Raw genomic sequence first — 12,814 nt, 5'->3', positions numbered from 1 at the left:
AAGGTTAGACCTGTTTGAGGGCCTTCTCCAGATCCAGGATGAGGTCGTCCACGTCTTCAAGTCCCACAGACAAACGGACCACGCCGTCGCTCAGCCCGATCGCCGCCCGACCCTCAGGACCCATGGCCCTGTGGGTGGTGGTGGCGGGGTGGGTGATGAGGGACTTGGAGTCGCCCAGGTTGTTGGAGATGTCGATGACGCGGAGGCCATCGAGCAACGCGAACGCGGAATCCTTGGCAGAACGTCCCGCGGAAGGGAGCAGCTCGAACGTCAGCACGGTGCCGCCGGCTTTCATCTGCTTGGCGGCCAGCTCGTACTGCGGGTGCGACTTCAGCAACGGGTACTTGACCCAGCTGATGGCGGGCTGCTGCTCAAGCCACTCCGCGATCTTCAGGGCCGACGCGGAGCTGTGGTTCACGCGCAGCCCGATGGTCTCCAAGCCCTTGGTCAGGACCCAGGCGTTGAAAGCGGACAGTGAAGGGCCGGTGTGCCGCATAAGCTGCTTGACCGGACCGTCGATGAATTCCTTGGTGCCCAGGATGGCGCCGCCGAGGACACGTCCCTGGCCGTCGATGTGCTTGGTGCCGGAGTAGACGATCACGTCCGCGCCCAACTCACCGCAACGTTGCAGCAGGGGAGTGGCAAAGACATTGTCGACGACGACAGTCGCGCCGGCGGCATGCGCCAGCTCACTGACGGCAGCGATGTCCACGATCTCCTGCATGGGGTTGGACGGCGACTCAAAGAAGACCGCGGTGGTCGGCTCGGAGAGGGCTTCACGCCACTGTTCCAGGTCCGGTCCGTCCACGAATACGGTTTCCACACCCCAGCGCGGCAGGATTTCGTTGAGGATGACGAAGCAGGAGCCGAACAGGGAGCGGGCGGCAACCACGCGGTCCCCGGCAGCCAACAGCGCACCCAATGCCGTGAAGACAGCGGACATGCCGGACGCCGTCGCGAAGCATGCCTCGGTTCCTTCGAGCAGGCGCAAGCGCTCCTGGAACGTGGCCACGGACGGGTTTCCGTAGCGGGAGTAGACAAAGCGCTCGTCCTCACCAGTGAAGGCGCGTTCGGCGGCAGCGGCTGATTCATAAACGAATCCGGAGTTCAGGAAGACGGGCTCGGATGTTTCCTGGAAATTGGTACGGTCAAGGCCACCGCGAACGGCCTGGGTGTCAGGGCTCCAGCCGGCGGCGTCGGGATTGAAGGTCACTTACTCGGTCCCCAGATTCGTCGGCAGGCCACGGTTCTTCCAACCATTGACCGTGCGCTCCCCGTAGCGGTCCGGTTCACCTTCAAAGCCCTCAAGAACGTTGTAGGCAGTGAAACCGGCCTGCGTTGCCGCGATGGCGGCGGAGATGGATCGCTGGCCCGAGCGGCAGATGAAGACAAGCTCCACGGCGTCGTCCTCGGGAGCCTGCTGCTGCAGGTCCTCAATGAAACGGGAGTTGGGGATGCCGCCGGCGAGGTTCCACTGGATGAACAGGGGATCGTTCTCCGTGGCTTTGGTGTCCGGGATGCCGATGTGCGCCCACTCGCCCTCCGTGCGGACGTCCACCAGGATGGCGCCTTCTTCAAGCTTGGCCCACGCGTCCTGCGGGGTCAGGTCACCTGCGTAGCTCATGCGTGGCCCTCAAATGCTTCTTCGTCGTCGTAGTTCTCCAACTGGTCAACAGCGTTGGCGACGGCGGCATCAGCGCTGGCGATCGCGGCAGGAAGCACGATGGCCTGGGCAACAATGACGTCCGTGCCGTTGAATGTGGCTGCCGGGCTGCCATGGAGCACATAGCCTTCGGCGAGGGAGTTATGGATACGCTCGCAGAAATCGCGGTTATCCGGGCCTGTAATCAGGCGGTAGGACAGTTTTTCTTCAGTGGGTTCAGGCATTGCTGGTGCTCCTCAGTCACGCTTGCAGTTCGAGTTGTCGATACGCCGAGTAGTCACCTGAGGCACCCCGCCGGAGAGAGGGTTGCCGACCAGCAAGTCAGGGCTTTGCGCTGGTACTCATTACTCAAGAAAAACGTAACATCCACGGGCGCCGGGCTGCACTTGTGGGTGGCTGCGCCCCCGTCATGTTGCGTAATCGGCGGCGCCTTCCGCTAGCGCTCCTTCAGCGCACGCACCGCAGCACCGACGGTGGGGAAGAAATGATCGGGTGTGAAACGCGCCGCCGTCCCGAGGCGGATCAACTTGTCCTTCACAGGCCCTTTGAGCTCGGCGAACACCAGGTCCACGTCCTTGCTGGCCAGCCATTCGTCCAAGGTGACGAGGTCGTCCAATGCCGTGGTGTCGATCCCGGTGATGGGCTCGGCGGCGAGGATGACGTGGGTGACGGGGCCGGCGGTCTCGTCCGGTGCCTCGTCCAGTTGCTCCCTGACAAAGGCCGCCAGGACCTGCCCGTTTCCAAAGAACAGCGGTGCATCGAAGCGGAGTATCAAGAGCCCGGGAATGCGTTCGCCGTCAGGGTGCCGCTCAAGATCGTGGTAGCCAGGGAGGCCCTCCTCTGCACCGAGTTCAGTTCGATACGGATCCCACGCCCGGCGGACGAAATCCAGGAGCGCCAGGGCAATGGCCACAACGATTCCCTGGAGAACACCCACTGTGAGAACGCCGAGGAACGCCGCCAGCATCACCACGGATTCGCTGCGGCTGAGGCTGAAGAGCCGCCGGACGCCGGCCGGATCTGCGAGGGCAATCGCTGCGGCGATGACGACGGCGGCAAGGGTCGCTGACGGCAGGTACCCGGTCACTCCTGGAGCCAGCAGCATGAACGCCAGCACCAGCAAGGAGCCCACCACCCCGGTCATCTGGGACTTGGCACCCGCATCCACGGCCACGGGCGTCCGCGAGGTGCTGGCGGAGATCGGGAATCCGCCCAGCAGCCCGGTGGCAGCATTGGCCGCCCCGAGAGCGGCCATCTCCCTGTTGCCGGACACCCGTTTGCCTTCCTTGGCAGCGAGGGTTTGGGACAGGACGCCCGTATCCGCAAAGGCCATGAGGGCAATGCCGGCGGCTGCAGGCAGCAACGTCAGCGCGTCAGTCCACCCAATGCCGCCGAGCGCGGGCATCGGCAGGCCCTGTGGCAAGACTCCGGTGACTTTCACGTCGTCGTTGAGGCCGAAGACCGCCGTTGCAAGACATGAGCCAACCACCGCGAACAGGACGCCGGGCACCTTCCACTTCAGCAGCCGCGGGATCCAGATGAGCGCCAACGAACCTGCGCCCAGCAGCAGCGCGGTGATATTGACTTCCCCGCCCAGCACCCCCGCGGTGACCTTCCCGAGCTTTTGCCAGATGTCGCCGTCGGCCTCAATTCCCAGGAACGCCGGCAGCTGTGACAGCGCAACCAGCAGCGCAATTCCGTTGAGGTACCCGAGCCGGATGGGCTTGGACAGCAGGCCCGTGATGGTCCCCAGTTTCAGGGCGGAGCCTGCCAGCATGAAGGCACCTACCAGGATGGCCAAAAGACCTGCCAATGCCACCGACTTCCCGCTGCTGCCAGCCGCGAGTGGCACAATCGCCGCTGCTATCAGCGGAGCCAAGGAGGAGTCGGGTCCGAGGACCATGATGCGGGAAGGCCCCACCGCCGCATAGACCAGCAGCGGGACTACCGTTGCATAGAGTCCGGTGACCGGAGGAAGCCCGGCTGCCTGCGCGTAGGCCATGCCGGCGGGCACCAACAGAGCGAACAGGGCAGTGCCGGCCACGATGTCATGCCGGAGCCATTCGCGTTTGTATCCCTTGAGCGCCCAGAAGCTGGACAGCCGGTCCTTACCGGAGGAGCGGGTTGTCGGTGCACTCATACAGCGATCATTCCCGACGTGTGCTGTTTGTGGAACAAGCTGACCGCCGTATGTGGAAATCCGGAGCGGTTCGAGCCACGTTCAAATGTGACGTCCCGGGAGCATAATTGACCCAGTACGACCCCCTGTAACTTCGCATGAAATCAGGTCGCGGTGAACGGACAGAGCAGTTCTACACTCAAGCCCATGTTGCATTTTGGATGGTTCGTGGGCCACGGATTCGGTGTCCAGGGCTGGGGGACGCCCGGCTACAGCCTGGGTTACGACTGGAAGAAACCCGCCCTGTACCAGGAATCCGTGCGCGCGTTCGAGCAATCCGGACTGGACCTTTTCATCATCGAGGATTCCCTCACCGTTCCGGATACGTATGGTGGTTCGGCCGAGGTGTCCTTGGCACACGCTTCCTTTGCCCCCAAGCATGATCCGTTGGCCCTGGTCCCTTACCTTCTGGCCGCCACGGAGCACCTCGGGATCGTGCCGACGGTCAGCGCTTCCTTCTACCCGCCCTTCACCGCTGCACGGCTCCTCGCCACGTTGCAGCATTTCTCGGAGGGACAGCTTGGCTGGAATGTGGTGACCTCCGGCAGCGATTTGGCCGCGCAGAACTACGGGCTGGATCAACAAATCGAGCACGATCTTCGCTATGAAAAAGCAGAGGAATTCGTCGACGTCGTCAGGCGGCTGTGGCGCAGTTGGGAACCTGGCGCCGTGCTTGAGGACGTGGACACCGGGGTGTTTGCGGACCACAACAAAGTGCACCCGATCAACCACGACGGTGACTTCTTTAAGGTCCGAGGCCCTCTGAACACGGCACCTTTGCCGGAGGAACCCGTGCTGGTACAGGCCGGCGCTTCTCCCCGGGGCAAGGCTTTCGCGGGCGGACATGCCGATGTGGCGATTGCCTTGGCCCGGGGCGTTGACGGCATGAAGGCCTACCGGGATTCGATCCGTGCGGAGGCTGCCAAGGCCGGGCGGAACCCCGACGACGTCAAGGTACTTTTCGTCCTGAAGCCCACCGTGGTTGGTTCAACCGCTGAGGCGGACGAACTGCGTGCGCAACGCCGGGAACTCACCCAGCGCGACATCGACAGCCAACTCAACTCCATCTCCTATCTCTCGGTGATTGACTTCAAGCAGTTCGATCTCGATGCGCCGCTGCCCGAGCTCAGCACCAACAGCAACCAAGGCACGTTGGAGCACTTTGCCAAGGCAGCGCCTCCCGGTTCCACGCTGCGCCAGATCCTGCAGGCCCGCAGCGGCGGGGCGGGGGACTCGATTGTTGGCACTGTGGGCGAAATCGCCGACTACCTGGAGGAGACCGGAGCGGCCGTCGGCGGCGATGGGTTCCTCTTCTCAGGGTTCGTGGACCCCGTGACGGTGCACGGCGTGCTGGACAAGCTCACCCCCGAGCTACGGCGCCGTGGCCTGTTGAGGAAGAGCTACGGCAACGGCGGTTTCCGGCAGAACCTCTTGGACTTCTGATGGCATCCGGTGAGCCACGGACTCTTCCGCTGGGGGCCGGGCCCGTCTCTGCTAGGAGTGTGGCCTTAGCCGCCTCTGACCCGACGTTTCACGTGAAACTCAACCAAGATGCGTTGTCTTTGCTGCGGCACTCGCGGGAGATCGTGGAACTGGCCTCGGCTTCCGGGCAGCGTGTTTACGGGCTCAATACATTGCTCGGATCAGGCCGGGACACCACGGTGGAGGACAAGTCCCTGCTCGCGTACCAAATCCAGGTGGTCAGGTATCACAACAGCGGCGTCGGCTCGTACCTGGACCGCGCAGCCGCCCGGGCCGTGATCCTCGCCCGGCTCATCGGCTTTAGCCGCGGAGGTTCCGGTGTACGGCCGGAAACTGCGGCGTTCTATGCCGAACTGCTCAACCGCGGCGTGTTTCCCGCCATCCCCCGCGAGGGCTCGGTGGGCTCATCCGACCTGACCCAGCTTGCCGCCGTCGCTGCCGTTGCCTTGGGCGAGGGCGAAGCATTCGACGCCGACGGCACGCTTGTGCCAGGCGCCAAAGCGCTCGCCGACGCCGGCCTCCAACCCTTGGTGCTCGCGCCGGGCGAGGCACTCGCACTGGTGAGCGCCAACTCCTACTCGGTGGGCGCCGGAACCCTCGCCCTGGTGCGGTTGCAGCACGTGGCCGGGCTGGCCGACGTCGCGCTTTCCCTCTCGCTGGAGGCGATCGCAAGGTACGACGGCGGCGGGAACCTCAGCCCTTTTTCGCCGGCGATCCAAGCGGCGAAGGCCGTGGACGGCCAGCGGGACTCGGCTGCTGCTGTGCGACGTCTGTTGAGCGGCGGGTGGCTGGAGGATGTTCGGCCCGAAGTGTCGGTGCAGGATGCCCTGTCCTTCCGGGCCGCGCCACAAACGCACGGGGCGTTCCGGTCGCTTGTTGCGCAACTGGGTGTTGCGTTGGAAGTGGAGCTGAACGGCCGCGCCGACAACCCCCTGGTGGATATCGAATCCGGGCAGATGGTGTCCGGCGGAAACTTCCAACCGATGCAGTTGGCTCTTTCGTTTGAAGGCCTGCGACTGGCTTTGGCACATGTGGGGATTTCCAGCGAGCGGCGCATCGCCAAGTTGTATCCGCCGCAACGGGCTATCCGGGCCAGGCATTTGCAGGCTGCTGCCACCGGGGACGGGTTGGCCCAGGAGGAGCTACCCGGGCTGCTCTGGTATTCCGCCGCCGGACTGTTGGCCGAGCTCAAGTTCCTGGCAGCCCCGGCGACACTCGGGGCGCCCACCCTGTCTGCCGACGTCGAAGATCATTCCAGCCTCGCCCCGCTTGCCCTGCAGCAACTTGAAAAGTCCTTGGATGCTGCAGAGAAGCTGCTGGTGATCGAAGCACTGACGGCGTCCTATTTGCTTCTTGAAGCAGGAGCCGCGCAGCCGCTCGGAAGGGGGACCGGCGCCGTCGTGGGTCGACTTGCCGACGTGCTCGCCGACAGGCCCTCATCGCCCGACTTGGTAGAGCGGGCGCGGGCTGGGTTGCGTGACGTCGTAGCTCAAGAATTCTCGGAGGAAGAGGCGGGATCGTGGTGAGTTCGGTGATTCGCAAGCAACATGGTGTGCACGCGGCGCCCCCAGTGCCGGACGGGTTGGACGCCTCGGTCTTGGACAAGGTGGGCAACACGCCTCTCGTGAAATTGGAGGCACTGAGCCGTGGGCTCGGCAGCTCTATCCACATCAAGCTTGAGTCCGAAAACCCTGGTGGCTCCATCAAGGACCGCACAGCGTTGAGCATGGTTCGGGCGGCTGAAAAGTCCGGCGAGCTGAAGCCGGGCGCCACCATTGTGGAGAGTACGTCCGGGAATACCGGGATCGGGCTGGCGCTCATTGGGCACCTGACAGGGCACCCGGTGGTGGTGGTAACGGGTGACACGATTTCCCAGGAGAAGCTCGCCGCGCTCCACAACTACGGCGCCCGCGTGATCCTGACCGACTGGAATGCTCCGTCCGAATCGCCTGGAAACGCCCGCGCAGTAGCCGCCCGGATAACCGCCGAGACGCCCGGTGCGTGGCGACCCATGCAGTTCGACAACCCTGCCAACCCGGCCGCGCACTACGAAACCACCGGGCCGGAAATCTGGGATCAGACGGGCGGTTTGTTGACACACTTCGTCGCAGGCATCGGGACCGGCGGGACCATCAGCGGGAACGGCAGGTACCTGAAGGAGCGCGCGGCTGCCTTGCGGCCGGGTGGGCACGTGGAAGTCGTGGGTGCCGACCCCTACGGCTCTGCCTACAGCGGAGGGCACCCCGGCGAAATCCTGGTGGACGGTGTGGGTAACTCCTGGCCGGAAGCTGAGTGGCCCAAGGCTTTCGACCGGTCCATCGTGGACCGGTTCCTTCGCATTCCCAACGACGAGGTCTACACCACTGTGCACCGGCTCCTCGATGAAGAAGGGCTGGCGCTGGGCCCGTCCTCCGGGCTCGCTGTTGCAGCAGCCGTTCGGGTAGCACGCGCTGCGCCCCACGGCTCGGTGGTGGTGGCCATAGCCCCCGACGCCGGCACGAACTATCTGAGCAAGGCCTTCAATCCTGTGTGGCTGGCCGAGAACGGCATCCGCCTGGCCGCCAACACTCCGGCTGCCCGCGACGCCGGGGCGTAGGCGCTCGCTCAGATCGCGTCGTTCGCTCTGCGCTGAGATCATTCCTCCAGCCGTTTGTCGTTGCGTTAGGCTCCAACCATGCCCGAACAGGAAACAAAACCACGGCTGGCCGGCTATCTGGATAAGCAACAGCCCGATCTCTATGCGACGCTGAGCCACTATTCGCAGCAGCTCGTCGATGAAGCTGACCGGCTTGGGATCCCGCGGAGGACCCTTGAACTCATCAATTACCTGTCCTCGCAGATCAACGGCTGCGCATTCTGCCTGGACCTTCACCATCGCCGTGCCCTGAAATATGGCGAGACGGAACAGCGGTTGTCCTTGGTGGCTGTCTACAAGGAAGTCCAGCTCTTCGAGCCCGCCGAAGTGGTGGCCATGGAAATCGCCGAGCAGATTACCCGGATGAGCTCCTCGCGGCCCAGCCCCGAGCTATTCGAACGGGCACGGCAGCACTACAGTGACGAGCAGATCAGTGTCCTCTGCATGGCTGCCATTGGCATCAACGCCTTCAACCGGCTGTCCATACTGAGTGAGCACCCGGTGCGCGCGGTCAAGAAGTAGGCCCGCGGCGTCGTGACCCGTTGTGAGATGGAATCAGCCCCTGGGCAACCGTATGGGGTTGCCCATGGGCTGATCCGCTCTCAAAGAAGGTCAGGAAGCCATCGCCCAGCGAGACCCTACGCGTCCACTGCTTTCTTGAGCGACCGTCGTCGGCCGTATTTGAAGTAGAAGACGGCGTAGCAGGCGCCCACGAACGGAACACCGAACAGGAGTGCCGCCACCTGGTTGGGATCGAACGCGATGCCGATCAGCGAAACCACGCACAGCGCGAACGCGAGGATCGGAACCAAGGGGAACAAGGGCGCCTTGTAAGGAAGTGTGCTCAGGTCGCCGCCGTTCTTGATGAATGTCCGGCGGTAGATGAAGTGCGAAGCCACGATCGACATCCAGACACCAACCGTGGCAAAACCCGCCACGGAGACGAGTACCAGGTAGACGGTCGCGGGCGCCACAACGCTGCTGATCAGCGAAGCCAGGCCGCCCAGCATGCTCACGCAGAGGGCAACCATCGGGATGCCGCGTTTGGTGAGCTTCTTGAAGACCTGCGGCGCATGGCCTTCGTCGGCGAGCGAGAAGAGCATGCGGGCGCAGGAGAAGAGCCCGCAGTTGCCGGCAGAGAGCAGTGCCGTGATGATCACAAAGTTCATGATGTCCGCGGCGTACGGGATACCCAGCATGGAGAAGACCGTAACGAACGGGCTCTCGTCCACGCTGACGTTCTCGTAGGGGATGGTGGCCGCGATGACCGTGATCGCTCCGACGAAGAAGATCATGAGCCGGATGACGGTTGTCCGCATGGCCTTGGGGATGTTCGCGCCGGGGTTGGCCGTCTCGCCCGCTGCAACGCCGATCAGTTCGGAGCCGGAGAAGGCGTAGAAGACCGCGAGGCAGGTGACGAACACGCCTGTGAAGCCGTTCGGGAACAGCCCGTCCGGCGTTGTGAAGTTCTGGCCAAAGGAGGGGTAGTCGCCTGCGGCGAGGGGGTGGAAGCCCGCCAGCGCTGCGCCACCCAGGATGATCAGGCCGACGACGGCGGCGACCTTGATGAGCGCGAACCAGAACTCCGATTCACCAAAGACGCGCGATGAAATGGCGTTCAGCGTGAAAAGGACGGTGGCGAAGACGAAGCACCAGATCCAGACGTCGACGCCAGGGAACCATCGCTGCATGAGTAACCCTGCTGCGGTGAATTCGGAACCCAAAGCGACGGCCCAGCAGAGCCAGTAGAGCCAGGCGGTGGCGAACCCTGTGGCAGGTCCAATGGTCCGGGCAGCGTAGATGTGGAAGGCGCCTGACACAGGGAACGCAACAGCGAGCTCCCCGAGGCAGGCCATCACCAGGTAGACCACCACGGCACCAATGAGGAACGCCAGCACGGCGCCCAGGGGGCCGGCGGTTGCGATGGTGTATCCGGAACTAACGAAAAGGCCGGAGCCGATAACGCCGCCCATGGCGATCATGACCAGGTGCCGGGCCTCCATGGACCGGCGGAGTCCTGACTGTGAGGCGTCAGTCCGGGACTGCGCCTCGGTTGCCGATGCTTCGGCTTTTGTGGGGGAGCTGAGTCCCATATTCCCTCCGGGAAGTTTAGCCAGCAAAGTCTGAAGTAGTACCAGCCGGACGTGATCCAACTAACACGAGAACAAGATTCATCACATGACGGATGATCAATTCAAGGAGGATAAGGAATGCGATTGAACGCGCAAAACACTCTCGGCTGAGACTAAGAGTTCCTAATCATTGAGTCATGCGAGCAATTACTTTACTTGCGACCTGCTAAGTTCCATTCGGAGCTTCGTAAGCAGCCGCCTCCGAAGCCCGTGACTTACTCGATTCCTGCGAACAGTTCATTGAGCTCTGCAGTGAGCTGCTTTCGCACGGCCGCGGTGCCGATTTCCTTGCCGTTGATGTGGTTCACGGGTGCGATCAGGCGGATGCTGGAGATGAGCCACACAGCATCAGCATCGAACAGGTCCTGCGGTACGAGGGGGCCGTAGCCAAGCTCCCACCCTGCGGCCTTTGCCGCCGCGAACAGAGCCCCCTGCGAGGTGCCCGGGAGGATGCCGCTGTCATGTTGCGGCGTGATGAGGCGGCGAACAGTCCGGATGGAACCCTCGCCGTCGTCCACTGTTTCAAGGTGCGCCAACAGCACAGTCGACGTGGGCCCCTCAAGGACGCGGCCGTCAGTTGACGTGAAGATAGCGTCATCGGCGCCTTGCTTATGCGCATAGCGCAAGGCGGCCATATTGACGGCATAGGAGAGCGTTTTCGCGCCCAGCAACAGCCAGGGCGCACGCTCGCCGGCTTCGGTGTCGAAGCCACGGTCCAAAAGTACGACGTCGATGCCCGTCTGGCGCTGACGGCGGCTGCCCGCAGGCGAAGGCGAAGCTTGTACCCAGCAGGTGGGGCTGGCGGCACCTTCGACGCCGCGGGTCACGATCAACTTGACGACTACCTCGTCCTCCTCCGGCGTGGGGGCCGGGTGGACCTCGCGGAATTCGCTGATGGCGGTGTCGATCGCCTTGCGCCAGGCATCCTGCTCCGGCAGGGCCAAGTCCAAGGCCGCCGCAGAACTGCCCAAGCGGTTCAGGTGGGCCTGGACTTTGCGGGGGCGTCCTTGGACGGCCAAAAGCGATTCGAAGACGCCGTCGCCGCGGGTGGCGCCCAGATCCGTTGCCATGAGCTGGGGCTGGCTGGAATCGGCAATGCGACCGTTTTCGAAGGCGGGGTCCAGGAAAACAAGGACCGTCGGGGCAGGTGAAGTCATGCTTCCAGCTTAGTGCGGAGCCGATGGAGGGGACTTTGCCGGATAGGCTGTGGTCACTGTTGTTCATGAACTGTGGGGGTTTGTCGGGTGCTCTTTCCTTTTCCGTTTGGCCAGGAGTGGACCTGGTTATTAGGCGCGTGGGCCATTGCGGAAGTGGTCATGCGCATCGTGCTGCTTGGCATCATTCCCGGTAACCGCCGTCCCACCACAGCTATGGCTTGGCTTTTGGCTGTGTTTCTCATCCCATCTGTCGGGTTCGTCCTGTTCCTGCTGTTTGGCAATTTCAAGCTGTCCCGGCGCAGGCGGGAGCAGCAGGAAGAGGTCAATCGCCGTGTTCGTGCGGTGACCTCCGACCTGTCCGATCCCGTGAGCGTCTACTCCGGGCCGGAATGGGTGAAGTCGGCCGGGGAGCTGAACCACCGGCTCGGCTCATTGCCCATGGTCGACGGCAACAAGGTAGAGCTGATTCCGGGCTACGAAGAGTCCATCAAGGCCATGGCCGAAGCGGTCAAGACTGCCACGAGCTACGTCAACGCAGAGTTCTACATCATGAGCAGCGACTCCGTGACGGATGAGCTGCTCACCGAACTGGAGAAAGCCGCCGATCGGGGAGTCACCGTCAGGCTGCTCTTTGACCACATCGGAACGCTGCGGGTTAAGGGCTACCGTGGACTGATCCGACGCCTCAAGTCAGGCAAGATCCAGTGGAAGCGCATGCTCCCGCTGCTGCCCATCCACGGGCAATGGCGGCGCCCGGACCTCCGTAACCACCGCAAGATCATGGTGATCGACGGTTTGGTTGCGTTCACCGGCTCACAGAACCTGATCGAGCCTTCGTACAACAATCCGAAACACCACAAGGTTGGCCGTAAATGGGTTGAACTCATGTCCCGTCTTGAAGGACCGATTGTGGCCACGCTCAACGTCGTCTTCGCCACGGACTGGCTCAGCGAAACGGACGAATCCCTTGAGGACCAGCTGCGCCTGCCAACGCAGCCGGCTCCGGGCAAGGTGACAGCCCAGGTAGTGCCCAGCGGTCCAGGATTCGCCACCGAAAACAACCTCCGCCTGTTCAACACCCTGATCTACTCGGCGCAGCACAGGATCTCCATCTGCAGCCCGTACTTCGTGCCTGATGACTCGTTGCTGTACGCCATCACCACCGCTGCGCAGCGGGGCGTGGATGTGGAACTCTTCGTCTCCGAGAAGGGCGACCAATTCCTGGTTCACCATGCCCAACGCTCCTACTACGAAGCCTTGCTGGGTGCCGGTGTGAGAATCTACCTGTACCGGGCCCCGTACGTCCTCCACGCCAAGCACTTCACCATTGATGACGAGGTGGCCGTCCTCGGTTCCAGCAACATGGACATGCGCTCCTTCTCCCTGAACATGGAGGTCTCGGTGATGCTTTTGGGCTCCGAAACCGTGGACCTCATGCGCGCCGTGGAATCCACGTATCGCGAGGTGTCCCGTGAGCTTATGTTGGAGGACTGGATGGATAGACCCCCGCTGGCCAAGTATGTGGATAACGTGGCCAGATTGACGGCGACGCTCCAGTAGTTTTAG

The 12,814-nt window shown here is 63.1% G+C and carries 11 protein-coding genes and 1 riboswitch; of the genes, 5 read left to right on the top strand and 6 right to left on the bottom strand.

Annotation, left to right across the window (positions count from 1 at the left end; all coding sequences use genetic code 11):
• Positions 1–4: 4 nt before the first annotated feature.
• The 4 genes from N7568_RS16185 to N7568_RS16170 all read right to left on the bottom strand — a co-directional run bounded on the left by N7568_RS16185 (position 5) and on the right by N7568_RS16170 (position 3,803).
• On the bottom strand, positions 5–1,213 hold the full coding sequence (locus tag N7568_RS16185) for an O-succinylhomoserine sulfhydrylase (RefSeq protein WP_261610814.1): 1,209 nt from the start codon (positions 1,211–1,213) through the stop codon (positions 5–7).
• Complete coding sequence (locus N7568_RS16180) at positions 1,214–1,624, bottom strand: rhodanese-like domain-containing protein (protein ID WP_159708158.1); 411 nt, start codon at positions 1,622–1,624, stop codon at positions 1,214–1,216.
• Positions 1,621–1,887 carry a DUF1737 domain-containing protein gene (locus N7568_RS16175; protein ID WP_261610813.1) on the bottom strand — a complete coding sequence of 89 codons (267 nt, stop codon included), beginning with the start codon at positions 1,885–1,887 and terminating at the stop codon, positions 1,621–1,623. The genes N7568_RS16180 and N7568_RS16175 overlap by 4 nt, the downstream gene beginning before the upstream one ends.
• A gap of 13 nt (positions 1,888–1,900) precedes the next feature.
• A riboswitch (SAM riboswitch) is annotated at positions 1,901–2,012 on the bottom strand.
• A gap of 87 nt (positions 2,013–2,099) precedes the next feature.
• Positions 2,100–3,803, bottom strand: a complete 1,704-nt coding sequence (locus N7568_RS16170; protein ID WP_261610812.1) for a SulP family inorganic anion transporter — start codon at positions 3,801–3,803, stop codon at positions 2,100–2,102.
• Positions 3,804–3,956: 153 nt separating this feature from the next.
• Between N7568_RS16170 and N7568_RS16165 the strand changes: the two genes are divergently transcribed.
• The 4 genes from N7568_RS16165 (at position 3,957) to N7568_RS16150 (ending at position 8,481) form a co-directional block, all read left to right on the top strand.
• Positions 3,957–5,285, top strand: a complete 1,329-nt coding sequence (locus N7568_RS16165; RefSeq protein ID WP_368736524.1) for an NtaA/DmoA family FMN-dependent monooxygenase — start codon at positions 3,957–3,959, stop codon at positions 5,283–5,285.
• The gene (locus N7568_RS16160) at positions 5,285–6,850 is read left to right on the top strand and encodes an aromatic amino acid ammonia-lyase (RefSeq protein ID WP_261610810.1); all 1,566 of its coding nucleotides are present in this window, start codon (positions 5,285–5,287) and stop codon (positions 6,848–6,850) included. The genes N7568_RS16165 and N7568_RS16160 overlap by 1 nt, the downstream gene beginning before the upstream one ends.
• Positions 6,844–7,920, top strand: a complete 1,077-nt coding sequence (locus N7568_RS16155; protein ID WP_368736523.1) for a PLP-dependent cysteine synthase family protein — start codon at positions 6,844–6,846, stop codon at positions 7,918–7,920. The genes N7568_RS16160 and N7568_RS16155 overlap by 7 nt, the downstream gene beginning before the upstream one ends.
• Positions 7,921–7,998: 78 nt before the next feature.
• Complete coding sequence (locus N7568_RS16150) at positions 7,999–8,481, top strand: carboxymuconolactone decarboxylase family protein (protein ID WP_261610808.1); 483 nt, start codon at positions 7,999–8,001, stop codon at positions 8,479–8,481.
• A 116-nt stretch (positions 8,482–8,597) separates the two neighbouring features.
• On the opposite strand, the gene N7568_RS16145 is transcribed toward N7568_RS16150, so the two are convergent.
• Both N7568_RS16145 and N7568_RS16140 read right to left on the bottom strand, forming a co-directional pair.
• The gene (locus N7568_RS16145; protein WP_261610807.1) at positions 8,598–10,052 is read right to left on the bottom strand and encodes an amino acid permease; all 1,455 of its coding nucleotides are present in this window, start codon (positions 10,050–10,052) and stop codon (positions 8,598–8,600) included.
• Positions 10,053–10,306: 254 nt separating this feature from the next.
• Entirely contained in the window at positions 10,307–11,248 is a 942-nt protein-coding gene (locus N7568_RS16140) for an aminodeoxychorismate lyase (protein WP_261610806.1), read from the bottom strand.
• Positions 11,249–11,335: 87 nt separating this feature from the next.
• Here N7568_RS16140 and cls point away from each other — a divergent pair, with 87 nt between their 5' ends.
• Positions 11,336–12,808 (top strand): cardiolipin synthase, encoded by a 1,473-nt coding sequence (gene cls / locus N7568_RS16135; protein WP_261610805.1) that lies wholly within the window; start codon positions 11,336–11,338, stop codon positions 12,806–12,808.
• Positions 12,809–12,814 lie beyond the last annotated feature (6 nt).

Source organism: Paenarthrobacter aurescens (genome assembly GCF_025421775.1).
Taxonomy (GTDB): Bacteria; Actinomycetota; Actinomycetes; order Actinomycetales; family Micrococcaceae; genus Arthrobacter; species Arthrobacter aurescens_B.
Note: the sequence above shows the minus strand (reverse complement) of the source record. Positions and strands in the feature narration are given on the sequence as shown.